We start from the raw sequence: 22775 nt of genomic DNA, 5'->3' as shown, positions 1-22775 counted from the left end.
TGTCATCGTCATTGACCGAGACCTTGCTTCAACAGTGGCGCCGCTGGTCTGAGACCTGAGAACAAGAGCAGGCTTAGTTCACTTGCTTAAAAAGCCATAAGGGGAGATATACTCCCCTTATTTTTTTATGAAACATGCTATATCCGCACTGTTTTATTAGGCGTGTAAAATATACTCTGCCCTAGTATGTCAATTATCTGGCAAAACTCTATTGACGCCCAAGCTGGAAGAAAACGTTTCTGGCACCTGCCGGACCTGCCGCAACACCTAGATAAATAGGCCCCATAAAGCTATTGAAGCCAGCAAACAAGCTCGCGCTTTTTCGCAAGGATGACAGCGATATATCGTTTTTGGTATTCCAGACATTGCCTGCTTCGAGCGAAGTCCCAAGGAACAGGCTTTGCCCCGCCAGATCAAACTTCACTGCGCGCAGCAGATACGTCGCGCTGCCGTATAGCATGTAATTACCGGAAAACTGGTCTGGCTGATATGCCGACAATTGCTGAAAACCACCTAGGGTAGAGCCTATGCCCCGGATCTCGGTATCGTGCTGAAACAAACCGGAGCCATTGAATTTCAGGTTGATACTGTGATTGCCAATACTCTGTGCCCAAGTACTGTTGAATGAAAATTCCTGGAAATTGGTGCGGGTTTTATCGGCGCCGATAAACAGGTTGCTGCCTAATTTGTAGCCATAGCGCGGAAAAGTCGGATCACTGAGCTGATCAATCACGAATGAGGATTTGATGCCGACTTGCTGCAAGTCCGCGCTCGGCAGAGGTGCCGAAACAAAATCGCCCGCCGCATTCACCAGTAACAGGCTGCCCAGTTTTGGCCCGACGCGATAATGATTTAGTCCCAGACCGATTCTGACTTCACCCAGCATACTTTGTTCACCCAAGGGGAGCGCGAGATCTATGCCTGCCTGCTCGCTGCGGAAATTATATTCAGCGATGCGGGTATCGCCGTTGTAAAAATTCCGGGTATTTTGACCCAGCTCCAGATATGGCGCGACGAACATGCCTTCGCGTTCGAACAGAGGCTGGCGCAGCTCGGTGCGTAAGCGGATGACGTTACCGAACTCAACATCGTTACGCCACTCCAGACCGCTGTCGGTCAGCCAAGGGCGGCGGTGGCCGACTTGTAGGCGGAAGCCGCCTGCACCCTCAAAGCCGCTGGATAAGGCCAGGCCGAAACGTAAAAAATGCGGGCCCCAATTACGGCCCTTGGCATTGATGCGTACACCGTATTCCCCGTCGCGCTGGATCAGCTCATGATTGATGCTGTCGTATTCGCGGGAGATATTCATCAGAGCGAGTTTGCGGTTAATTTCTTCGGCGTCGTACTTGCTGCCTTTTTGGATCGAAATCTGACGGCGGATATCACTCTCAGGAATCGATCCATTGGTTTCAATGTCGATAAAGCTGATATCAATGCTTGGCAGTTGCGGACGCAGGCGTGCTTGCTGTCTGGCGACATACAGATGTGGTTGCAGGCTCAGCGCGGAGAGTTTTTCCTGGATGCCTTGCGCGGCAACCTGGCCGATGACGGATGCTTCCGACGCCCGTCCAAAATCCATAAAACTGATGCTGCCGAGATCGGGTTCGATCAAAATATCATTGGGACGCAATGACGCTTTTTGCGCTTCGACGTTTTGTTCGGTCAGGATATTCACCATTTGCTGACTGACATTAAACAGGGACTGGAGTTTGTCGCGCGGTAGCAGAGGCGTCCCGATATTCACGGCAATCACGATGTCGGCACCCATGCTGCGGGCAATGTCGACGGGGAGATTGCGCACCAGGCCGCCGTCGGTCAGCAGGCGGCCATTGACTTCGATCGGGGCAAATACACCAGGCGCGGCCATACTTGCGCGGATCGCGGTGTGCAAAGGCCCCTGGTCGAATACAACCATTTTGCCACTCTCCAGATCAGTCGCAACCGCCCGGAAAGGAATCGGTAAGCGATCGAATTTGATATCGGGCTGGATGTGGATCGTCCAGTTTTGCAGCAACTCCAGAAATTGCGTCGCCTGCACGGCACCAGTCGGCAAGCGCACACCGCTGGCGCTTAGTCCCAACGTCGCACCGAGCGGGTATTGGGTGTCTTCTTCCCGGATCGCCTGAGGTAAGACTCGGCGCTCGACCCGGTCCAGTGCGACGTCATTGAGCTTCAGCGCTTCGAGTTTTTGCTCAATTTCTGTAGCGGACAGTCCGGCTGCATATAAGCCGCCAACGACCGCTCCCATGCTGGTACCGGCGATACAGTCGATGGGCACGTTCAAGGCTTCCAGAGTTTTTAATACGCCGACATGCGCAAAGCCGCGCGCACCACCACCGGACAGGGCAAGGCAGATTTTTGGGGCTTTGGCATCGGCCTTGTACAAAGTAAGCCGCTCAGCCTGAGCGCTGCTACCTAGCAGGGCACATAAGGTGATGCCCAACGCAAGTAAAGGGCGTAAATGAAAATAGATAGGACGCATAAAAATAAGGAGAGCGATCTTAAATAAGGCAGAATTCTGGAAGTGGTCGTTATAGCACAATAAGAGCATCCGGCCATGTCATCCATGACGTGGATATGTTAACCGTTACCTCGTATTCATTACAATTTCTAAAGCCGATCCGCAAGCTGGATGAGCCTTTCAGGCCAATATGCCTTGGAAAGCCGCATTCAGCCTGCGGTTTTTATTTTTGGCGGCGCCTAAAAACTCCACATTGATAAATCGCACCGATAGGACTGAAGCAAAATCCAAGACCTCTCACCACAGAGGCACGCAGGCACGGAGAAAGGTCAGTAATAAGCTGTAATGCCGTTCAGTAAAATCCCAAACCTAAAGTTGTTATCCCTGTACAAGCAGGGGTCCGGCGTCTTTTGGCAATGACCTCACTCAATTCCGGCACTCGCTGGAATGAGGAAACAAAGGGCGTGGTTTAACTGAACGGCGTTTCCGGTATCGCAGGGTTTTCAGGCACAAACGACGCATTCATACCGAACTGCTGTGATTAGAATGTATACTGACGCCAGTTAGCAAGTTTGTAAAAATCAAAGCATCAAGATTGACTGACCCAATTGCCAGGATTTTTGCCAGATTGCGCAAAAACGAATCCGAACCCCTAAGGCTACTCCATGAACCTACATCAACTGCGCTTTGTTCGCGAAGCTGTGCGGCAAAATTTTAATCTGACCGAAGCCGCCAAAGCGCTGTTTACCTCTCAACCAGGCGTATCCAAGGCCATTATTGAGCTGGAAGAGGAATTGGGTGTAGATATCTTTACTCGTCATGGCAAGCGTATCCGCGGCCTGACCGAGCCGGGACGCGCCGTGCTTAAGTCCGTTGAGCTGATCATGCAAGAGATTGACGGACTTAAGCGCATTGGCAAAGAATATGCTGCGCAGGATACCGGCAGCTTCACCATTGCAACCACTCATACGCAGGCACGCTATGCCTTGCCAAAGGTGGTGCAGGCGTTTATGCAAAAGTATCCCAAAGTCCGGCTCTCGCTATTGCAAGGCAATCCTAAGCAAATCGCCGAGATGGTCATGCGCGATCAGGCCGATCTGGCAATCGCGACCGAGGCAATTGCCGGTATTGATGGCTTGATTTCCCTGCCGTGCTATCAGTGGGAGCATGTGGTGGTGGTGCCGCCAGATCACCCTCTGCTGAAGAGCAAGAGCGTGACTCTGGAAGAGATTGCGCATTACCCGCTGATTACGTACGACAGCGCATTTGCCGGGCGAACCAAGATCGACCATGCGTTTGAGATTCGTAATTTAAAACCCGATGTGTTGCTCGAAGCGATTGATGCTGACGTGATCAAGACCTATGTGGAATTAGGAATGGGTGTCGGCATTATTGCCGGCATGGCGTTTGATGCCGAGCGCGATAAAGAGCTGCGTTCGATTCCGGTTGGCCATCTGTTTGGCATGAATGTGTCGCGGGTGGCGGTGAAGCAGGGCGCCTATTTGCGCAGCTATATTTATACCTTTATCGAACTGATGACGCCGACCTTAAACCGCAAGCTGATTGATCAGGTGATGCAGGGTGGCAAGGATACCTACGATCTATGAGTATGCAGCCGCTGTCGGATTGGCCGCAAGAAGAGCGCCGCCAGATACGCGGCATACTGACTGATATCGACGACACTCTGACGAAGCACGGTAGCCTGAGTGCGTCGGTGCTTGATGCGATACAAAGAGCGCGGCAGACTGGTTTGAAGGTGATTGCCGTGACTGGCAGACCGACTTACTGGACCTTGCCTTTGCTGCGCTTATGCAGTTTTGATGCGGTTATTGCTGAAAATGGTGCCAGTGCATTTTGGCGGGACTCGCAAGGGCGTGTGCAGTCAATGTTTTATGCGGATGAAATAATTCGGCAGCAGCATCGCCAGCAATTACAGGCATTTGCCAGCGTGATGACGGCGCACTTTCCGCATGTGCAGCTTGCCGATGATGCAGCGATGCGGGTCGGCGATCTGGCATTTGATATCGGTGAGCACATTGCGCCATTATCAGCCGCAGAATTGCAACAAGTCGGGGATCTGATACGCAGTAGCGGATTTTTTGCGACGACCAGTAGTATTCATGCTCACGCGTCGCTTGCGAGTTTTTCGAAACAGAGTATGAGTCAGCGCGTATTGCATGAGGTATTCGGCATCGCAGACGAGGCGGCGCGGCAGACGTATGTTTTTATCGGCGATTCTGCCAATGATGCGAGCATGTTTGCGCATTACCCTTACTCAGTCGGCGTGGCAAATATACGCTTGTCTCTGGACCGCTTTGACACTCATCCCCGCTATGTCTGCCAGGAGAGTCATGGTGCCGGATTTGTAGAATTAGTGGATGCGCTGATCGCGTCATCCTGATTGAAAACGCGGTAAATCAACGTTACCGTGATAGTGAAAAGAAAGAACCCTATGCGCGACTACTACGCTCAACGAGCAAAGACCTACGACAGTATTTATGCCAGACCAGAGCGCCAGGAAGACCTGGAAGAATTAAGCGAACGTATCGGTGAAGTTCTGGCTGGCCACACTGTATTGGAAATCGCCTGTGGCACGGGATACTGGACTGAACGTTTTGCAGAAGATGCACAGTCAGTTTTAGCCACCGATATCAATCAAATTATGCTGGATATGGCGAGCGCTAAACAGATCGCACCCGGTAAAGTACGCTTTGCGATTGCCGACGCGTTTGATCTGCCTAAAGGCGATTACAGCGCTTGTTTTGGCGGTTTCTGGTGGTCGCATGTTAAAAAAGAAGAGCAGGCTGACTTTCTCAAAAAACTTCAGTCACGCGTCGGTAAAGACTGTGTGCTGGTATTGATCGATAACAATTATGTCGAAGGCAGCAGCCTGCCAGTTGCCCGGACGGACAGCGAGGGTAATACCTATCAGCAGCGCCTGCAGGAAGATGGCACCCGCGTCGATATCGTGAAAAATTTTCCAACCGATAGTTTTATGCGTAAAAAATTCGCTGCCTTTGCACGCGATATCCGCATACATAGAAATGACCATTTCTGGATGCTGACTTGCGTGCTGCGCTGATTGTTTCTTTGATTGTTTCGCTTATTCTCGACAGGTAACCCAGTCATGGGGTGACTTAGCGGATTTCCTCTAAATTCTGGATTACAGCGATGCAGCATGATAAATTGCGCGTGGTTTTTATTATTCGGTGATAAAGTGAGATGATTCATGGATTTACAAGAATGCACAGCAGCAATACGCGCTAAGGTTGGTGATGATAGCGGCCTCAATGCATTATTGAAATTTGATTGCGGTAGCGATGGCGTGGTGTTCGTCAATGCACTGGAAGTGCCGAATACCGTGAGCAATGACAATCTGGACGCTGGTTGTACCGTTACTTTGGCATTGGCGGATCTGAGCGCTCTCTTGTCCGGTGAGTTGAATCCGGTGAACGGTTTTATGATGGGTAAGCTCAAGGTTGCGGGTGACATGAGCGTGGCAATGCGCTTGCAAAAAGTCGTCTGAGCTAGAGTCGGGGTCAGAGTCAGCCTAGTTGATGGTTTCTGACTTGCAGGGTTTTTAAAACAAAACACGCAGTATTGATGCGCCTTCCAGCATGAAAGCGACTGGAGTTCCGCATGAATGCTGCGTGTTTTTTTTTAGACGTTCCCTTTAGTAGTTTTCTTTAATTGTTCTCTTTGAGGCTTATTTTTTTAAAATCAGGTTCGGTGAATCCAGTCGCTCACACTAAGGACACGGCACCCAGAGCCAGTGCTGAGCTGCCGTCGGGATACAGTGCGTCGTAGCAGCGGGTGCAGCAGTCGCAGAATAGGTGCGCGCGTTTGACGTGCCGGAACCGTAAAATTAATTGCAGCGGAACGCCACTGCAATGCGGGCAGATTTCACGCATTTTTCCAGATGACTGCGCATCCTCAGACAGATATCCCCGCTCTAGCATGACGCCATCAATCACGTCTCTGGGGTCGAGTTCCATAAGGGTGAACTGCGGCGCTCTTGTTTCACGGCGTTCGCTATAGGTTAAGTCATTTTCATAGTAGCTTGATGAGGTTGCACTAATCATTTTTTACTCCTTTGCCAACGAGATTGCGAATCCACTGCTAAGCTATTGCGCTAGCAAATGATTCTGGTGGACTTTTAATCTAGTCAAAACTTTGACATAACTCAAGCCCGGTAACAATAAGTCTGCGACAGATCAAAATTCCTGGTGAGTGTTTGCATTTGCTGCGGTGCGGTGCGGTATTGGTATGCCATTGACGTAATCAGGTGGCGATTGCCGCTAGCGATGGATCAGTTTAAGACTGAAAATGAAGAGTGAAAAAATGAGATGGATAAAGCAGACGTAATCTTTCAGGTGACTTTAGTCAGACAGGGCTGGTCGTTCCCGGCGACGGCTGATGTAACCGTACTGCAGGCGGCACAACTGGCAGGCTTTCAACTGCCGGCGTCGTGCCGGAACGGTACGTGCAGAACCTGCTTGTGTCAGATGGAGAGTGGTGTGGTTGACTATATCGTCGATTGGCCGGGTTTATCTTTTGATGAAAAAGCCGAGGGGGTGATTTTGCCCTGTGTGTCGCAGGCCCGCTCGGATCTGTTGCTCGATTTGCCCTTTGTCACTGACGAACGCATTGCCTAACCTGGTTGCTCTGCTTGTCCCAGCAGGCGCTGGGTGCGTTGGCTACCGGATGAGGAATGCCATCGTCGTCAATTTTCCCTAGTACCGTATCCCAAGCTTGTACGCCTTGACGGTTCACGTGCAGGCGGATGACCCAGCCCTTGGTCTGCGCGTCATTATCCAGCGCATCAATCATAAAATTGCCAATGCTGTAAATGATGGGCTTGCCCTGATAATGTTCGACATCCTGGATGACATGCGGATGACCGCCGATCACGGCATCGGCACCGGCATCAATCATGATGCGCGCTAGGCTACGTTGCCTTTCGCCTGCGCTGAGTTCATTTTCCCAGCCCCAATGCATGAACGGAATGACGAGGTCTGCCTTGTACACGCTGCGAGCCTGGCGAATATCGTCAACGACTTGTTCGTTTTCGCTCCAGGCGATCCCTGCGGCATGCACATCTGCTTCAAAACTCCGTGGCATGAATTCGTTATAGGCGAGCAGCGCGATGCGCAGTCCTTTTCGTTCGATGATGAGCGGCGTGTGGGTTTCGCGTAAATTTTTCCCGCCACCAAAGTGCGGTATCTTTTGCTGATCAAGTAAGCCCAGCATCTCGGTGAACGCGTTACGGCCAAAATCGCCGGAATGGTTATTCGCGATCCCGACGGCATCGAAATGGCGTTTAAGGATAGTCAGGGTACGAGGGTGCGCACGGAAGGTGAAATTTTTATCTGCGGCATCACCGCTCGTTGCCACTACACATTCGAGATTGCCGATGCGGATGTCGGCATCTTTCAGAATCGTGGCGAATGCGGCAAAGGGATCCTTGCCTTGCCCAATCGCCTGACCCGGTTTGCCATCTAGGACGATATCTCCAGCGAATAAAATGCTGACGGTGTCCTCTTTGCTTGCCTGGATCGTGGCTGTCTGGTCGGCTGCGGTAGCCGGTAAGGCGGTACATAAGCAAGCGCACAGGAAGGCGCATAGAGTTGCGAGTGTCAGTGTCATCGAAATTCTGCGCATCATGGCTGTACCTCTTGCAAGGTGCAGAAATACTGTAATTCTCTTTCCACATCACCCGCATATAGCGAGTTTTTTGGTGTCAACTGAACGGGTATTTTTGAAAGTGTAAAGGGCGGATAGTAAGTCGCCTGATGGATGGGCATATCTTTATGACGTGTTTGAAAGTAGGCGTATAGCTTGATGTAGTCGATGGTTTTTTCTTTGGCAATCATCACCGCTTTAAATAAAAAACGACCACCAATATCAACCGGCACAATGGCATACGGGTCTGTGGTCAGGCTGGTCTCGATGATCTGCGTGCTGCCGGCGTATGTGACATGGCAGCGTAACAGTGGCTTGGCATAGGCGTTGCCAGCACTCAATACCGTCAATGTGAGCAGTGTTGCGGCGACTAAGGCGGCTTGCGTTGAACTGATCTGCTGAAAAATAAGTAAAAAGGTATTTTTTCTACGCCTACATCTACTAATAGGATGCGCGGTTGCTGGCTGCGTCATTGTGGTGATCTGTTAAAGTGGATGGTGAGTGCAATCAATGCCCTGAGAGATGCTGGCGGTCTAAATAGTTACTTGTTTTAGACTATTCATCTGGCAAGGCGTTGGCTAGCTTATATTTTTTTGTGTAGCTCGTCATGTGTTGTAAAAAAACTGTTGCTATCGGCGATAGTCGTTTGCCACGTGGGTGAATAACCCACCAGTTTGAATGAATCGGAAAATGCTTCACTGCCAGCACTTTCAGCCCTTCTTCCTCGGGATGCCGTGTCAACGCGTGTGTGGAAATAACTGCCAGTCCCAATCCGCCGGCAACGGATTGTTTAATTGCTTCATTGCTTCCTAATTCAAGGCGTACCTTAGGATGAAACCCAAGCTGAGCGAAGTGGGCATCGCAGGCCAGGCGCGTGCCTGATCCTGACTCTCTCAGGATAAATAATTCCTTCGACAAGTCCGTCAAATTGAGTAATTTCTTTTTTGCGAGTGGATGCGCAATTGGCGCGATGAGCACCAAAGGGTTTTGTAAAAAAGCATGTTGTACTAGGTCAATATCGCCAGGCGGCATCGACATGATGTAGAGGTCGTCGGCATTTTGCCGCAATCGTTGCACCACACCGTCTCTGTTCAATACTTCAAACGCAATATCAATATCAGGGAATTGTTGGCAAAAATCTCCCAAGATGCGAGGGACAAAGTATTTGGCGGTGCTTGCGATGGCGACGCGCAATCTGCCTTTGGTGTGACCAAGCAAGCCAGCGACAGTTTGCTCAAAATTACTCCACTCTTGTTCCATATTACGTGCCGTTTCAGCCAGAGCTTCACCGGCTTCAGTCAGATGCAGGCGCTTGCCTATCTGTTCGTAGAGCGGTAAGCCAATGGCGTCCGATAACTCTTTCATTTGCATGGACACGGTTGGCTGGGTGATATGGCAGGCTCGGGCAGCCGCTGTGATGCTGCCATGTTCTGCAATGGCGAGAAAGACTTTGAGTTGTCTGAAACTTGCGTTCATAGGTTTTTATCGATGGTATGTATTGTTATTATTGATTTTACTTGATGTGTGGCAGGAATTTACAATTCGCCGAGATCATTTTTTGAGGACGATATGCAAAATTTTTTAGACCCTGCGATTTTATTTTTTGTGTTTGGCCTGCTGGCGGGGTTGGTGAAATCCAATCTGGAGATTCCACCAGCGATTTCCCGCTTTTTATCCTTGTATTTGTTGATGGCATTGGGATTGAAGGGCGGTTTTGCGCTGGCGGAGTCGGGCTTTAATAGCAGTGTTGCCACTAGTCTTGCTTGCGCCGTCTTGCTGGCCATCTTGATTCCGATCGTTGGTTATCAGATCTTGCGGCGATTTTTGTCGGGTTTTGATGCTGCGGCAATTGCGGCAACTTATGGCTCTGTGAGCGCGGTCACTTTCATTACCACGACACAATTTTTGGAGAGCCATCAGATTGCCTATGGCGGGCACATGGCCGCAGCGATGGCGCTGATGGAGTCGCCAGCAATCGTCATCGCGGTACTGCTCGCGAACCGCGTGCGACATTCTTTATCTGATCAAAGTAATTCATTGGTACCGAATCAGCCGCCGCGCATTGCCAGTTCTCAGGTTTCTCTCAGCAAACTGCTGCATGAATCGGTGACTGACGGCGCACAAATGCTGCTGATGGGCGCATTAGTGATCGGCATGTTGACAGGAGCGTCTGGTAAAGCCGTGATGCATGTGTTTTCCGTCGATTTATTTAAAGGCATGCTGGCTTTCTTTCTACTGGATATGGGCTTGCTGGCGGCGCGTAATATCGGTGCATTGAAGAACAGTTCAATCGGTTTGCTACTCTATGCCGTTGTTGCGCCAGTGCTGCATGCCGGTGTGGCATTGCTGCTGAGTATCTTATGTGGACTAACTCCTGGAGACGCTAGTCTGCTGATGTTGTTGGCTGCCAGTGCGTCGTACATCGCCGTACCTGCCGCATTGCGTATTGCGATTCCGGAGGCGAATCCTTCGCTGTATATCGGTCTATCGCTGGGTTTGACGTTTCCAGTCAATATTCTGGTTGGAATTCCGCTGTATTCACATATTGCGCAGCGTGTTTTAGGGTAGTTAATAAGTTACCAGGTGGATGAATGTGCTAGGGATTGAGGATGCTGCAGTATCGGCCGAGTATCCTCGTTTCATTGCCGCACAGACTTGTGACAGTAAAGAGGAAACTTTACAAAGCAATTGCTTGCTTAGTAGAATGAGGAGCGCGATTTGGCGCACTTTTTAGAGTTTTCATCGATCACACTTGGTATCTCTCGCTATGACACATCACATCATCGATAATCCAGAGTTTCAGTTCATGTTGCGCACGGTGATGGAGGAGAAAATTCCATTTTGCCAATTATTAGGGATCAAACTTGGCGAATTTGATCCTGAGAACCCAATGATTCATTTTGATATGCGCGAAGAGTTGTTGGGGAATTTTGCGCAAGGCATGCTACATGGAGGCGTGATTGCCTCGGTACTTGATAGTGTTGCGGGCTTCGCTATTCTGTTGAAAATGGCGAAGCAGAGCCCGAAAGACGATCCGCTCTCGCAATTAAAAGAGTTTGGCAACATGAGCACCATCGATTTGCGGATTGACTACTTGCAACCTGGTAAGGGCAAGCGTTTTACCGCGACGGCTGAAGTCACACGCTTAGGTAAACGGGTGGCGAATGTCCTCATGGATTTGCGCAATGAGCAGGGCGAACGTATTGCAACTGGTGCAGCGGCGTTTGTGTTGCACGGGCGAGCATAAAAGTAGACGTTCGTGCGTATTGATACGCGGCACTTATAATTCAGGCTCTTTTACATGGCAGCCCACCAACTGAACCACTGAATTACTATGGCTAAACTTCGTCCGCTGGCAACTGTCCTTGATGAGGAGCGAAATCGTCGTGCAGATCTGGTGCGAGTGTCGGCGCGACTCTTCCGTGAAAAAGGTTATGACGCGACGACCGTACGCGATATCGCCAGTGCAGTGGGTATGCGCTCCGGCAGCCCCTTTTATCACTTCAAGAGTAAGCAGGAAATACTCGCCGCTGTAATGGAGGAGGGGCTTGTCGCCGGTCTTGATGAGGCAGAAGGTATCGTCGCCAGCCAACTACCAGCCTTGGATAAGTTTAAGAAACTCCTGCGGGCGCATCTTGAGACTGTCTTGGGTGAGGGGCACGATTTTATCCCCGTGTTGCTGTACGACTGGCATGCACTGAGTCCGGATTTGCAGGAGAAAATTATCGATCTCAAGGATCGTTATGACAGGCTTTGGCAAGCCGCGATTTCAGAACTAAAGCAGGTTGGCTTGATCAGGTCTGATAGCAAGATTGTCCGCTTGTTGCTGTTAGGCGCGATCAATTACAGCGTGCAATGGTATAAGCCGGGCAAGGAACTCGACCTTGATCAGTTGGCAGAGCAAATCATGGATTTTTTTCTGACAGGTGAGGCAGCATCCCAGTAGCTGAGTTACCAACATGAGACGGCTCGGTGACCCCAGTAAAATCAGCGATTTGAGCGCACAAAATGAGACGAAATACACAAGATTTCTTTTTATTTTACTTTGTAAGGTATTTATGCGTATAATCGAACAATCGTTGAGATTCTAGGTGGTAGTGCAGTATCAGTCTGTCATTTCTTCTTGGTTGAAACGATCTATCGGGCATTTGCCCACATTAACTGAAATAGGAAATAGTAATGGCAACAGGTATTGTTAAATGGTTCAATGATTCTAAAGGTTTTGGTTTCATTACTCCAGATGAAGGCGGCGAAGATTTGTTTGCTCACTTCTCTGCAATCGTATCCTCCGGCTTCAAATCTTTGAAAGAAAACCAACGCGTTTCTTTCGACGTAACAACTGGCCCAAAAGGCAAACAAGCTTCTAACATTCAAGCGATCTAATTTTCATATTGAGACGCAGAATGTGACTTGTTTAAGTTGCTAAGTAAAAATCCCCGACATGTCGGGGATTTTTTTTGTCTCAATTTTTGTGTTCTTCTGGTTTCGAATGCGATTGAATCCGTATATGATGGAAAAGTCAGCAATAGAAATGTTGTTTGAAGACTGTTAAATATTGTCGTATCTCAATATTTTGTGCTGCGCATTAAGTATTCTTCTCCAAAGACCATTTAAAACGAATAACGAGGGACATTCTATGTTCGACTTAACGATCAGATTGCGGTTGATTGGGACAATGGGCTTTATGGCCGTTATGCTCACAATTGGTGGATTGATGGGCATCTACGGTGTTCGTAATAGCAATGCGGTGATTCAGGAAATTTTCACTAATCAGCTCCCTTCAGTTGAAAGTTTAGGGCAGTCCAGAGTCTTTTTGTTGCGCGCACGCACTGCCCTTGATCGAGCAATTGCGCACCCCGAGTTTCCTGATACTGCCGATACAATTAAGAGAGCAGAAGACTTTGTAGCAAAGTCTGATGATCAGTGGAAGAAATACCTCTCCTTGCCTCAGGACGCAGATGAAAAAAAATTATCAGATGAAGTTGCGGCTACTAGGGATCAATTTTATAAAGAAGCCTTTTTACCGATGGTTTCTGCAATTAAAGCTGGCAACAAGGATGAGGCTGATAAATTAAATATGACGGTGGTTCCAAAGCTTTACTCTACTTATTCTGATAAAGTATCAACGATTAGCGAGTTCCAGTTTACATCGGCTTCTGCGGAATTGAATAGAAGTAATAGTGAATTTAAAACATTTGTCTGGGTCGATATTTTAGGTGTCATAGCGGGATTGTCAGCCGTATTTGCCTCTGCGTTTTTCTTGTTGCGGGCAATTTCTAATCCGCTCAAGGCAGTACTTCATCAATTTGATTCTATTGGTAATGGTGACCTGACGAACCAGATAAAACCGAAATCTAACGACGAAATGGGACAGTTGCTATCCGGCCTTGAAAACATGCGCCAAAGCTTGGTGCAGACGGTTACTGTAGTACGCCAGGGCAGCTCGTCAATCGCCTTATCTTCGGACGAAATTGCAACAGGCAACATGGATCTGTCCTCCCGTACGGAACAGCAAGCAGCCAGTCTGGAAGAGACAGCGTCGTCAATGGAAGAATTAACATCGACAGTACAGCAAAATGCCGATAATGCGCGTCAAGCCAATACGCTAGCGGTTGCTGCGTCTGAGGTCGCAACAAGGGGCGGGCAAGTGGTTGGCGATGTTGTTCATACGATGTCGTCGATTAAAGAAAGCTCTAAAAAAATTGTCGATATTATTGCCGTCATTGATGGCATCGCGTTCCAGACAAATATTCTGGCGCTGAATGCTGCAGTAGAGGCGGCACGTGCAGGTGAGCAGGGTCGTGGTTTTGCAGTTGTTGCATCGGAAGTGCGTAATCTCGCACAACGTTCTGCCAGTGCTGCAAAAGAAATCAAAACCCTGATCGGTGATTCCGTTGATAAGGTTGAGGTTGGTACACGGCTGGTCGATGATGCCGGTAAAACGATGGACGAAATCGTTACCTCGATTCAAAGTGTGGCGGACATCATGGCTGAAATTACCGCTGCAAGCGCCGAGCAAAGCGATGGTATTTCGCAGGTTAATCAAGCGATTACCAAAATGGATGAAGCGACCCAGCAAAATGCGGCACTAGTAGAGCAGGCCGCTGCCGCTGCCGGTAGTATGCAGGATCAGGCACGTCAGTTGAATCAGGCGGTAAGTATCTTTAAAGTGACAGCCAGTGACACGGGTTCCCATGCCGGAAATAACGCGCCAGCGATGCACGCGATTTCATCTCCGAAGCCAGCCAGCAAGACGATCAAGAAAACTGGTACTAAACCAGCGGTTAAATCTATTACTAATAAACCTGCGTCAACGTCATCTTCAGCGGCCTCAGCTGCTTCAGCCAAAAAAGCCACGGGCGGCGCATCGGAAGATGACTGGGAAGAGTTCTGATTTGTCTCAGCTGGAGAAAAAGCGATGAATCAATTCATCGCTTTTTTTATATGCTCACGAATATGCTCACGATTTTCTGCAGATCAGGATTTATGCCAGTAGTTGGGTTTGCTGTAGGCGTGACGTAAAAAATCAACGAAGGCACGTATTCTCAGGGGCAGGTGACGGCGCTGTGCAAAAATTGCGTAAATATCGTTACCTGGCGCCGTAAAGTCATCAAGCACCGTCACCAGTTTACCCGATTCGATTTCTGTACCGACTTCCCACATGGATCGCCACGCCAGGCCTTTGCCTGCGATTGCCCAGTCATGTAAGACCTCGCCGTCATTGCAGACCATATTACCTTCGACTTTGAGGACGACATTTTTACCATTCTGGCGAAAAGTCCAGCCGCGCTGACTGCCATCACTGCTAAATGCTAGGCAATTATGATTGCTTAATTCATCCAGCGTAAATGGGGTGCCATGACGTTTGATATAAGCAGGAGAGGCAACAACTACGCGCTTGTTATCCGCCAGTTTGACACCGATCAGATTGGAGTCCGTCAGCGAAGCAATGCGAATAGCGACATCGACGCCTTCGCCAATGAGGTCTACGACGCGGTCGTTTAAGCTGAGCGTGAGTTTGACATCCCTATGCTCGCTTAAAAACGACGGTACCAGTGGTGCCACGTGTTGCCGGCCAAAGCCTGCCGGTGCCGAGATGGTTAACTGACCGCTAGCGCGTGCGCTGCGTTCCGATACCGAGGTTTCCGCTTCTTCCAGTTCGGCGAGAATACGCTGGCAGTCTTCCAGAAACGCGGCACCTTCGTTGGTGAGCGCAATTTTGCGCGTGGTTCTTTGCAATAATTTCACGCCTAAGCGTTCTTCCAGCGCATCTAGACGACGGCCTATCATGGCGGGGGCAACGCCTTCTGCGCGAGCCGCAGCAGACAGGCTCCCTCTCGCAGCAACCTCGGCAAAAGTAGAAATTTGTTTGAATTGGTCCATGTCGGTGTCGTAAGTAAAGTCCAGAAAAACAGCACTACATTTGACAAATATAAATGATTTTAGTCAGATATGTGATTCAGCTTTAACTAAAACGCAAAGATAAAGTGATAAAACGTCGTATTTATAATAATTTTTACTGAATATACTGCGTATTACTAGATTAATGTTTCTTTTATCGGCAGCGGAATTTTCAATTTTCTAAAAAAATCCTCACATTTTGATTGTGTCGTTCATGTCCATTCAGGCAATTGCTTTTGATGCTTACGGTACGCTGTTTGATGTGTACTCGATAAGTGAACTGGGAGAAAAATTTTTCCCGGGTAATGGCATTGCGCTTGCTGCGTTATGGCGTGATAAGCAAATCGAATATACACGCTTACGCACTATGTGCAGCATGTACAAACCGTTTTGGGAAGTCACTCAGGATGCACTGATTTATTCTTGTAATTCGCTGGGATTGCCATTGAGTCTGGATGCACAAAATGCTTTGATGGGACAATATGCGCGCTTACAGGCGTTTCCGGAAAACCTCTCTGTGCTGAAGCTATTGCGTGATCAAGGGTTGAAGCTGGCAATACTCTCGAACGGCAACCAGCATATGTTGCAATCCGCGGTCGATGCCGCTGATATGCAAGGTCTTTTTCATCACCTGTTATCGGTTGATGTAGTAAAAAAATTCAAGACGGCTCCCGAGGTTTATCAGATGGCGCCAGATATGTTCGGCCTACCCGCCAAGAATATTTTATTTGTGTCGAGTAATTGCTGGGATGCGTGTTGCGCCACCTGGTTTGGCTACACCACTTTTTGGGTGAACCGGAATGATGCGCCATTGGAGGAGTTAGGTGTGGCGCCCAACGGTGAGGGCAAATCGCTCACTGATGTCCTATCGTTTTTAAGTGCACAGGATTAGTTTTAATAGTAGGTTTTATATTTTTTATTTTCATAGCGGAGAATCTCATGACACACATCACTTTGCCTGCAGGCATGCAAATTACTGGTGAAATTAAGCCAGGCTTTGAACAAATTCTGACTCCGGAAGCACTCGAATTAGTCGCAAAGTTAAGTCGCGCTTTTGAGCCTCGTCGTCAGGAGTTGCTGGCGGCGCGCGTGGCTCGTGCAGCACGTCTGGACGCAGGCGAGTTGCCAGACTTTTTGCCAGAGACGAAACACATACGCGAAGGTGATTGGAAAATCGCGCCAATTCCAAAAGCACTGGAATGTCGTCGCGTCGAGATCACAGGTCCGGTAGAGCGCAAGATGGTAATCAACGCACTGAATTCGGGCGCTGATAGCTACATGACTGACTTCGAAGATTCCAATACACCAAACTGGGATAACCAATTAACAGGCCAATTGAATATGCGCGATGCAGTTCGCCGCACAATCAGCCTGGAGCAAAACGGTAAAAGCTATAAGCTGAACGATACCATCGCCACTCTGGTCGTGCGTCCGCGTGGCTGGCATCTCGATGAGAAACATGTATTGGTTGACGGTAAGCGTATCTCCGGAGGTATTTTCGATTTCGCCCTGTTCTTATTCCATAACGCCAAAGAACAACTGGCACGCGGTGCCGGTCCTTATTTCTATTTGCCAAAGATGGAGTCCCATCTGGAAGCACGTCTGTGGAATGACATTTTCGTTATGGCACAAAATGAAATTGGTTTGCCACAAGGTACTGTCAAAGCAACGGTGCTGATCGAAACCATAGTCGCGGCTTTTGAAATGGATGAGATTCTTTATGAATTGCGTGAGCATAGCTCGGGCTTGAATGCTGGTCGCTGGGATTATATTTTTTCTTGCATCAAAAAATTCAAGAACGACAAAGACTTCTGTCTGGCTGACCGCGCCAAAGTGACGATGACAGCACCGTTCATGCGTTCGTATGCCTTGCTGTTGTTGAAAACCTGCCACAGGCGTAATGCGCCGGCAATCGGCGGTATGGCCGCCTTGATTCCGATTAAAAACGATCCAGAGAAAAATGACATCGCCATGGGTGGCGTACGCAATGATAAAGCCCGTGACGCCACCGACGGTTACGATGGCGGCTGGGTTGCTCATCCCGGTCTGGTCGAGCTGGCAATGACAGAATTCAAAAAAGTGTTGGGTGATGCGCCGAATCAAATCAGCAAACAACGCCCTGATATCGACGTGACGGCAAAAGATTTACTGAACTTCCAGCCAGAAACACCGATCACTGAAGCTGGCCTGCGTTACAACATCAACGTCGGCATTCATTATCTGGGTGCCTGGTTAGCGGGTAACGGTTGCGTACCGATTCACAATTTGATGGAAGACGCTGCGACTGCTGAAATCAGCCGCTCACAGGTCTGGCAGTGGATACGTTCCAGCAAAGGTTTGCTGGAAGATGGAACTAAAATCACTGCGGATTTGGTGCGCTCCATGATCCCACAGGAACTGGCCAAGGTAAAAGAACTGGTTGGTGCCGGAGCGACATATGATCGTGCTGCGGTGATTTTTGAAGAGATGTCGACTTCGGATTCTTTTGCTGAATTTCTGACTTTGCCTTTGTATGAAGAAATCTAGTCCATTATCGACGCAGTTCCAATGAATCAGATAGGTATCATCTAAAAAAAGCGATCTCCGGATCGCTTTTTTTATGGTTTTTTTCTTATGAATTGGCTGCGCCGACTTTTTGGATAATAGAATTTTATAAATATGTTTAAATAATTCAATTCCTTTAACGATCCTCACATATTTTAACAATATGGCAATATCTATTTGTTATATTAATGCACATCGATACGATCGTATCGTAAAAATGAACAAATCTTTTTACAGGAAAGTGAGTAAGCAAATGAAACAATACGGCGCTGAATTTTTTGGAACTTTTTGGTTGGTCCTAGGTGGTTGCGGCAGTGCAGTACTGGCAGCGGCTTTTCCTGGAGTGGGCATAGGATTACATGGCGTTTCCCTCGCATTCGGTTTGACCGTGCTTACCATGGCGTATGCGATAGGACATATTTCCGGGTGCCATCTGAATCCTGCGGTATCCATCGGCTTGTGGGTTGGTGGACGTTTTCCTGCAAATAAATTGTTGCCTTATATCGTGGCACAAGTCTTGGGTGGCATTGTGGCAGGCGGTGTGTTGTTCTTGATCGCGAGTGGCAAACCTGGCTTTGATGTGGCAGCAGGTTTCGCTTCGAACGGCTTTGCTGAGCATTCCCCAGGCGGTTATTCTTTGCAGGCAGCATGGCTGACTGAGGCGGTGATGACGATGTTTTTCCTGGTGATTATTCTTGGCTCTACTGACGCGCGGGCGCCGAAGGGCTTCGCGCCGATTGCGATTGGTCTGGGACTGACCCTGATTCATCTGATCAGCATTCCGGTCACGAATACATCGGTCAATCCGGCTCGTAGTACTGGCGTCGCTCTGTATGTCGGTGGCTGGGCGGTGCAGCAATTATGGTTGTTCTGGGTTGCACCGATTGCCGGTGCCGTGATCGGTGCATTCACTTATAAAATGATTGCTGGCGACGGTAAATAAACTGGGTGTAGCCACGCCTGGATAATCGCCTCTCAGGCGAGATGAATGTTGTTTCCATGCCATTTCAATGGCTACTTCAACGCCATTTTGACGGGGTTGAGATAATTTTAGCGTTGAGCGATGTTTGAGGACGTAAGAATAGCTGAAGATTTATTTTTGCCGCACTGCGGTAGCAAATAATTGCATGCTATTCTTGCGTCTTCTTTTATTTGGGACTGACGCGCGCCAACTGAATTACCGCCTCTCTGCGTGTTATTTGCTCTATTTGTACGGTCTTTGTACAGCCTTCGTCGGAGCGTCTAGGTAATATAACGTTGCGTAAGTCCCATCATTGCCCAATTATTTTATGCCCGCTACTCTCATTACTGCAAACGACGCAATTGCCGCTACCGAACTCTGGCTGGAAAAAGCGGTGATCGGGCTGAACTTGTGTCCATTCGCCAAAGCTGTTCAGGTGAAACAACAAATCCGGTTTGTTTTCAGTGAGGCAAAAACGCCTGATGAGCTGTTGCAAGATGTCGTCAAAGAATTAGAGTTGTTAGCGGAAGCTAATCCGGAGAAAATCGAAACCAGTATTTTGATCCATCCTTATGTATTGACGGACTTTCTGGACTATAACGATTTTCTTGATGTTGCTGACGCCGCATTACAAGAGCTGGATCTTGATGGCATCTTGCAGATAGCCAGCTTCCACCCGGATTATCAATTCGCAGGAACCGAGCCTGACGATATTGATAATTTCACCAACCGTTCGCCTTATCCTTGCCTGCATCTGATCCGTGAAGAGAGTATCGACAGGGCGGTCGCGGCCTTTCCCGACGCTGATATGATTTACGAAAAAAACATACAAACCATGCGTGATCTGGGTCTGGACGGGTGGCGAAAATTGTTTCCGTCAACGCGTAAAAAATAGAAATCAGAGCGCATACAAAATGGCGTCAGCAAAAATTGCTGTTGCCATTGCGTCTGACTGCGATGAGAAGATGACATGTCACCTTATTTCGTTTAACTGAGGCAGTTTTGGGTGAGCGTTTCAGTCACTCATAGGCAGATGAAAAAAGCCCGTAGATTTTTTGCTGCATTGATAAAAAAATGAAGGAAACTTGCAATCATTTTTTTATATCCTTATGCAAATAAGTAATTTACTCACTTCCATTTGCTTTTATTTTAAACACGTCCGTGCTTAATTTTGAGAGCGCTGTATTTTTATATACTGAGTAGGTGTATCTGATATTTTTTTGTACGGCACCCTACATGTGTGCGGATTTTAGGGTGTACATCAGCATACTCCCCTTATTTTAAGAATTTTTTTGATTAAGAGCGAGGTGGTAGTTTGCGCTTAATCTGCCAATGATGCCATTAAGCTGGCAATTTCATGATCAAACTGTTCAGATTTTTGTCAGTGATTTCGAAATAGAAGAATTTTTCATCCAATAACTGCTTAAAAAATAGGCAGTGTTGACTTGTTATTTTGCGTAGCAGCATGTAGAGTAAAGGGTTGATTTTCCGCATTTTTTACCCTTTAGGTTTTCTACAGCTATGGCTCTAATCGTCCACAAATACGGCGGCACTTCGATGGGTTCAACTGAACGTATCAAGAACGTCGCCAAGCGCGTTGCCAAATGGCATGATGCAGGTCACCAGATCGTTGTGGTGCCGTCTGCGATGTCTGGCGAAACTAATCGCATCATCGGTCTGGCCAAAGAAATTATGGCGCAGCCTGATCCTCGCGAACTTGACATGATTGCATCGACCGGTGAGCAGGTATCCGTTGGTTTGCTCTCGATGGCATTGCAGGCCATCGGCAAGCAAGCCGTGTCTTATGCCGGCTGGCAGGTTGCGATCAAAACGGATTCAGCCCATACCAAAGCTCGGATTGCATCGATTGACGATACAAAAGTTCGCGCCGATCTTGATGCGGGCAAGATCGTGATCATTACAGGCTTTCAAGGGGTCGATGATCTTGGCAATATTACGACGCTGGGTCGTGGTGGCTCTGATACGTCGGCGGTCGCTGTTGCTGCTGCGCTGAAGGCGCAAGAATGCCTGATTTATACCGACGTTGACGGTGTATATACGACAGATCCGCGCGTGGTGTCAGATGCCCGCCGCCTGAACACTGTTACGTTTGAAGAAATGCTGGAAATGGCATCGCTGGGATCTAAAGTCTTGCAGATCCGGTCCGTCGAATTTGCCGGTAACTACCGCATGCCTACGCGTGTTTTGTCTTCGTTGACAGATCCACTAATTCCGCTGGAAGAAGAAATGAATTCCGGCACTCTGATTTCGTTTGAGGAAGATACACATATGGAACAAGCCACCATCACAGGCATCGCGTTTAACCGTGATGAAGCAAAGATCACCGTTTTCGGCGTGCCGGACAAGCCAGGCATTGCTTATCAAATTCTCGGTCCGATCGCTGACGCGAATATCGAAGTTGATATGATTATCCAGAATCAATCAGTCGAAGGTAAGACGGACTTTACCTTCACTGTGCCACGCGGCGAATACACGAAAGCCATGGAAGTGCTCGAAGGTAGCGTCAAAGCACACATCGGCGCTGGCAGCATCATTGGTGACCCAAAAGTCTCCAAAGTCTCTGTGGTGGGTGTCGGTATGCGAAGCCATGTCGGTATCGCTTCGCAAATGTTCCGCACCTTGTCGGAAGAGGGCATCAATATCCAGATGATTTCGACTTCCGAAATCAAAATCTCTGTCCTGATCGATGAGAAATACATGGAATTGGCAGTACGTTCTTTGCATAAAGCATTCGGTCTGGAATCTGCCTGAGAAAATTAACAGATTGTTCTGGCTTGGTTGTTGACCAATTCCAAACAAGCAGCTATTATCTCGGTCTCGATTGTGATTGAGTAATTAGTCGCAAACGTGTGGAGGCGTGGCCGAGTGGCCGAAGGCACTTCCCTGCTAAGGAAGCATATGGGCTTAAACCTGTATCGTGAGTTCGAATCTCACCGCCTCCGCCAAAGAATATGTGCCCGCTTAACGAGAGTTAAGCGGGCATTTTTCTTTTCAGGATCCGATCATGCTCGAATCGTGATTGGCTCTCCTTTGATTGGCGATACACTCTGGGTCTTACTTGTTACCTGCATAAAATAATGACTACTCTTGTCGCCATGACTGCCGATTTCTTTTCACGCTACCTCGCGCAGGCGATTGGTGGTTATGCAGCGCAGAATGTGGAATCCGGTCGTAGTGCTCCCGAGGAGGCGATGGCGCAATCTGAGCTTGAACATCATCGCCTGTTACCGCAAGGTCAGTCCACTCCGGACCACTATTTTTTTGAGATTCGAGACGATGATCGTGATAGCAACGATCGCAGCGGCAAAATCACGGTAGGTACTTTGTGGGTGGCTGTGATCGATAAGGGCGGTGTGCGCAGCGCCTATATCTACAATATCGAAATTGATCCGGCTCACAGGCGACAAGGACATGCGAAGCGGGCATTTGTCGCACTGGAGTCCTTTGTCGAAACACTTGGCTTGTCTACTATTGGTCTGCATGTCTTTGCTTTTAATCGCGGCGCACAAGCTCTTTATGAATCTCTCGGATATGTTGTCACCGGCCTGAATATGCAGAAAAAAATCAGACCTTCAGATCATCCGGTAATCCCCCCATTTTTAGCGCGAGCTATGAGTAGAGGCTATGCGGCAAGTGCGAGTTTCTGTTTCGGGGTGATGCCGCCGATGCCCGTGTTGGGCCGGTCGTGATTGTAAGTCCATAACC

21 protein-coding genes, 1 tRNA gene and 1 pseudogene are annotated in these 22775 nt (G+C 48.7%); 17 read left to right on the top strand and 6 right to left on the bottom strand.

The annotated features are described in order from the left end of the window. Window positions 1-208 precede the first annotated feature (208 nt). Window positions 209-2482 carry a patatin-like phospholipase family protein gene (locus ACO0LE_RS14735; RefSeq protein ID WP_422961111.1) on the bottom strand — a complete coding sequence of 758 codons (2274 nt, stop codon included), beginning with the start codon at window positions 2480-2482 and terminating at the stop codon, window positions 209-211. Between the two features lie 644 nt (window positions 2483-3126). Here ACO0LE_RS14735 and ACO0LE_RS14730 point away from each other — a divergent pair. The 4 genes from ACO0LE_RS14730 to ACO0LE_RS14715 all read left to right on the top strand — a co-directional run bounded on the left by ACO0LE_RS14730 (window position 3127) and on the right by ACO0LE_RS14715 (window position 5987). Next, window positions 3127-4068 carry a CysB family HTH-type transcriptional regulator gene (locus tag ACO0LE_RS14730; RefSeq protein ID WP_422961110.1) on the top strand — a complete coding sequence of 314 codons (942 nt, stop codon included), beginning with the start codon at window positions 3127-3129 and terminating at the stop codon, window positions 4066-4068. Further along, a complete protein-coding gene (locus ACO0LE_RS14725; protein WP_422961109.1) occupies window positions 4065-4862 on the top strand; it encodes an HAD family hydrolase in 798 nt (265 codons plus the stop codon). Before ACO0LE_RS14730 ends, ACO0LE_RS14725 begins: the two co-directional genes overlap by 4 nt. Window positions 4863-4913: 51 nt before the next feature. Then, entirely contained in the window at window positions 4914-5543 is a 630-nt protein-coding gene (locus tag ACO0LE_RS14720; RefSeq protein ID WP_422961107.1) for a class I SAM-dependent methyltransferase, read from the top strand. 147 nt (window positions 5544-5690) lie between these two features. Further along, window positions 5691-5987, top strand: a complete 297-nt coding sequence (locus ACO0LE_RS14715) for an SCP2 sterol-binding domain-containing protein (protein ID WP_422961106.1) — start codon at window positions 5691-5693, stop codon at window positions 5985-5987. Between the two features lie 217 nt (window positions 5988-6204). On the opposite strand, the gene ACO0LE_RS14710 is transcribed toward ACO0LE_RS14715, so the two are convergent. After that, on the bottom strand, window positions 6205-6543 hold the full coding sequence (locus tag ACO0LE_RS14710; RefSeq protein WP_422961105.1) for a hypothetical protein: 339 nt from the start codon (window positions 6541-6543) through the stop codon (window positions 6205-6207). 264 nt (window positions 6544-6807) lie between these two features. Between ACO0LE_RS14710 and ACO0LE_RS14705 the strand changes: the two genes are divergently transcribed. After that, window positions 6808-7116, top strand: coding sequence for a 2Fe-2S iron-sulfur cluster-binding protein (locus tag ACO0LE_RS14705; protein ID WP_422961104.1), 309 nt, complete (start codon window positions 6808-6810; stop codon window positions 7114-7116). Here the strand turns inward: ACO0LE_RS14705 and ACO0LE_RS14700 are convergent. The 3 genes from ACO0LE_RS14700 to ACO0LE_RS14690 form a co-directional block, all read right to left on the bottom strand. Continuing rightward, window positions 7094-8125 (bottom strand): CapA family protein, encoded by a 1032-nt coding sequence (locus ACO0LE_RS14700; protein WP_422961103.1) that lies wholly within the window; start codon window positions 8123-8125, stop codon window positions 7094-7096. The two genes, ACO0LE_RS14705 and ACO0LE_RS14700, sit on opposite strands and share 23 nt — an antisense overlap. Beyond that, entirely contained in the window at window positions 8122-8616 is a 495-nt protein-coding gene (locus tag ACO0LE_RS14695; protein WP_422961102.1) for a hypothetical protein, read from the bottom strand. Before ACO0LE_RS14695 ends, ACO0LE_RS14700 begins: the two co-directional genes overlap by 4 nt. Window positions 8617-8698: 82 nt before the next feature. Continuing rightward, a complete protein-coding gene (locus ACO0LE_RS14690; RefSeq protein WP_422961101.1) occupies window positions 8699-9619 on the bottom strand; it encodes a LysR family transcriptional regulator in 921 nt (306 codons plus the stop codon). A 93-nt stretch (window positions 9620-9712) separates the two neighbouring features. On the opposite strand from ACO0LE_RS14690, the gene ACO0LE_RS14685 reads away from it, so the two are divergent. The 5 genes from ACO0LE_RS14685 (at window position 9713) to ACO0LE_RS14665 (ending at window position 14537) form a co-directional block, all read left to right on the top strand. After that, on the top strand, window positions 9713-10711 hold the full coding sequence (locus ACO0LE_RS14685; protein WP_422961100.1) for a sodium-dependent bicarbonate transport family permease: 999 nt from the start codon (window positions 9713-9715) through the stop codon (window positions 10709-10711). A 199-nt stretch (window positions 10712-10910) separates the two neighbouring features. Next, on the top strand, window positions 10911-11390 hold the full coding sequence (locus tag ACO0LE_RS14680) for a thioesterase family protein (RefSeq protein ID WP_422961099.1): 480 nt from the start codon (window positions 10911-10913) through the stop codon (window positions 11388-11390). 87 nt (window positions 11391-11477) lie between these two features. Further along, a complete protein-coding gene (locus ACO0LE_RS14675; RefSeq protein WP_422961098.1) occupies window positions 11478-12089 on the top strand; it encodes a TetR/AcrR family transcriptional regulator in 612 nt (203 codons plus the stop codon). Between the two features lie 233 nt (window positions 12090-12322). Beyond that, window positions 12323-12526 carry a cold-shock protein gene (locus ACO0LE_RS14670; protein ID WP_262836415.1) on the top strand — a complete coding sequence of 68 codons (204 nt, stop codon included), beginning with the start codon at window positions 12323-12325 and terminating at the stop codon, window positions 12524-12526. A gap of 253 nt (window positions 12527-12779) precedes the next feature. Beyond that, window positions 12780-14537, top strand: coding sequence for a methyl-accepting chemotaxis protein (locus ACO0LE_RS14665; RefSeq protein ID WP_422961097.1), 1758 nt, complete (start codon window positions 12780-12782; stop codon window positions 14535-14537). Between the two features lie 83 nt (window positions 14538-14620). Here ACO0LE_RS14665 and ACO0LE_RS14660 read toward each other — a convergent pair whose 3' ends face one another. Next, window positions 14621-15526, bottom strand: a complete 906-nt coding sequence (locus ACO0LE_RS14660; RefSeq protein WP_422961096.1) for a LysR substrate-binding domain-containing protein — start codon at window positions 15524-15526, stop codon at window positions 14621-14623. 232 nt (window positions 15527-15758) lie between these two features. On the opposite strand from ACO0LE_RS14660, the gene ACO0LE_RS14655 reads away from it, so the two are divergent. From ACO0LE_RS14655 to ACO0LE_RS14625, 7 genes and pseudogenes are all read left to right on the top strand, one after another. After that, the gene (locus tag ACO0LE_RS14655) at window positions 15759-16436 is read left to right on the top strand and encodes a haloacid dehalogenase type II (protein WP_422961095.1); all 678 of its coding nucleotides are present in this window, start codon (window positions 15759-15761) and stop codon (window positions 16434-16436) included. 47 nt (window positions 16437-16483) lie between these two features. Beyond that, window positions 16484-18070: a malate synthase A gene (gene aceB, locus ACO0LE_RS14650; protein WP_422961094.1), complete on the top strand. Its 1587-nt coding sequence runs from the start codon at window positions 16484-16486 to the stop codon at window positions 18068-18070. Window positions 18071-18341: 271 nt separating this feature from the next. After that, window positions 18342-19031 (top strand): aquaporin Z, encoded by a 690-nt coding sequence (gene aqpZ, locus ACO0LE_RS14645; protein WP_422961093.1) that lies wholly within the window; start codon window positions 18342-18344, stop codon window positions 19029-19031. A gap of 346 nt (window positions 19032-19377) precedes the next feature. Further along, on the top strand, window positions 19378-19944 hold the full coding sequence (locus ACO0LE_RS14640) for a DUF1415 domain-containing protein (RefSeq protein ID WP_422961092.1): 567 nt from the start codon (window positions 19378-19380) through the stop codon (window positions 19942-19944). Window positions 19945-20570: 626 nt separating this feature from the next. Next, on the top strand, window positions 20571-21821 hold the full coding sequence (locus ACO0LE_RS14635) for an aspartate kinase (protein ID WP_422961091.1): 1251 nt from the start codon (window positions 20571-20573) through the stop codon (window positions 21819-21821). Window positions 21822-21921: 100 nt separating this feature from the next. Then, window positions 21922-22015 (top strand) — tRNA-Ser (locus ACO0LE_RS14630). A gap of 132 nt (window positions 22016-22147) precedes the next feature. Beyond that, window positions 22148-22618: pseudogene (locus tag ACO0LE_RS14625) on the top strand (GNAT family N-acetyltransferase); the annotation flags it as partial. Window positions 22619-22775: the final 157 nt, after the last annotated feature.

The organism is Undibacterium sp. Xuan67W, from assembly GCF_049340165.1.
GTDB lineage: Bacteria > Pseudomonadota > Gammaproteobacteria > Burkholderiales > Burkholderiaceae_D > Undibacterium.
The sequence above is the reverse complement of the archived record's forward strand: the minus strand, read 5'-3'. Positions and strand labels throughout refer to the sequence as shown.

Excerpts from the sequence above, each read along its gene's own strand:
- aqpZ (WP_422961093.1), top strand. The coding sequence starts at position 18,342 with ATGAAACAATACGGCGCTGAATTTTTTGGAACTTTTTGGTTGGTCCTA.
- ACO0LE_RS14680 (WP_422961099.1), top strand. The coding sequence starts at position 10,911 with ATGACACATCACATCATCGATAATCCAGAGTTTCAGTTCATGTTGCGC.
- aceB (WP_422961094.1), top strand. The coding sequence starts at position 16,484 with ATGACACACATCACTTTGCCTGCAGGCATGCAAATTACTGGTGAAATT.
- ACO0LE_RS14705 (WP_422961104.1), top strand. The coding sequence starts at position 6,808 with ATGGATAAAGCAGACGTAATCTTTCAGGTGACTTTAGTCAGACAGGGC.
- ACO0LE_RS14690 (WP_422961101.1), bottom strand. The coding sequence starts at position 9,619 with ATGAACGCAAGTTTCAGACAACTCAAAGTCTTTCTCGCCATTGCAGAA.
- ACO0LE_RS14675 (WP_422961098.1), top strand. The coding sequence starts at position 11,478 with ATGGCTAAACTTCGTCCGCTGGCAACTGTCCTTGATGAGGAGCGAAAT.
- ACO0LE_RS14725 (WP_422961109.1), top strand. The coding sequence starts at position 4,065 with ATGAGTATGCAGCCGCTGTCGGATTGGCCGCAAGAAGAGCGCCGCCAG.
- ACO0LE_RS14640 (WP_422961092.1), top strand. The coding sequence starts at position 19,378 with ATGCCCGCTACTCTCATTACTGCAAACGACGCAATTGCCGCTACCGAA.
- ACO0LE_RS14715 (WP_422961106.1), top strand. The coding sequence starts at position 5,691 with ATGGATTTACAAGAATGCACAGCAGCAATACGCGCTAAGGTTGGTGAT.
- ACO0LE_RS14710 (WP_422961105.1), bottom strand. The coding sequence starts at position 6,543 with ATGATTAGTGCAACCTCATCAAGCTACTATGAAAATGACTTAACCTAT.
- ACO0LE_RS14660 (WP_422961096.1), bottom strand. The coding sequence starts at position 15,526 with ATGGACCAATTCAAACAAATTTCTACTTTTGCCGAGGTTGCTGCGAGA.
- ACO0LE_RS14670 (WP_262836415.1), top strand. The coding sequence starts at position 12,323 with ATGGCAACAGGTATTGTTAAATGGTTCAATGATTCTAAAGGTTTTGGT.
- ACO0LE_RS14735 (WP_422961111.1), bottom strand. The coding sequence starts at position 2,482 with ATGCGTCCTATCTATTTTCATTTACGCCCTTTACTTGCGTTGGGCATC.
- ACO0LE_RS14700 (WP_422961103.1), bottom strand. The coding sequence starts at position 8,125 with ATGATGCGCAGAATTTCGATGACACTGACACTCGCAACTCTATGCGCC.
- ACO0LE_RS14635 (WP_422961091.1), top strand. The coding sequence starts at position 20,571 with ATGGCTCTAATCGTCCACAAATACGGCGGCACTTCGATGGGTTCAACT.
- ACO0LE_RS14730 (WP_422961110.1), top strand. The coding sequence starts at position 3,127 with ATGAACCTACATCAACTGCGCTTTGTTCGCGAAGCTGTGCGGCAAAAT.
- ACO0LE_RS14655 (WP_422961095.1), top strand. The coding sequence starts at position 15,759 with ATGTCCATTCAGGCAATTGCTTTTGATGCTTACGGTACGCTGTTTGAT.
- ACO0LE_RS14720 (WP_422961107.1), top strand. The coding sequence starts at position 4,914 with ATGCGCGACTACTACGCTCAACGAGCAAAGACCTACGACAGTATTTAT.
- ACO0LE_RS14695 (WP_422961102.1), bottom strand. The coding sequence starts at position 8,616 with ATGACGCAGCCAGCAACCGCGCATCCTATTAGTAGATGTAGGCGTAGA.
- ACO0LE_RS14685 (WP_422961100.1), top strand. The coding sequence starts at position 9,713 with ATGCAAAATTTTTTAGACCCTGCGATTTTATTTTTTGTGTTTGGCCTG.
- ACO0LE_RS14665 (WP_422961097.1), top strand. The coding sequence starts at position 12,780 with ATGTTCGACTTAACGATCAGATTGCGGTTGATTGGGACAATGGGCTTT.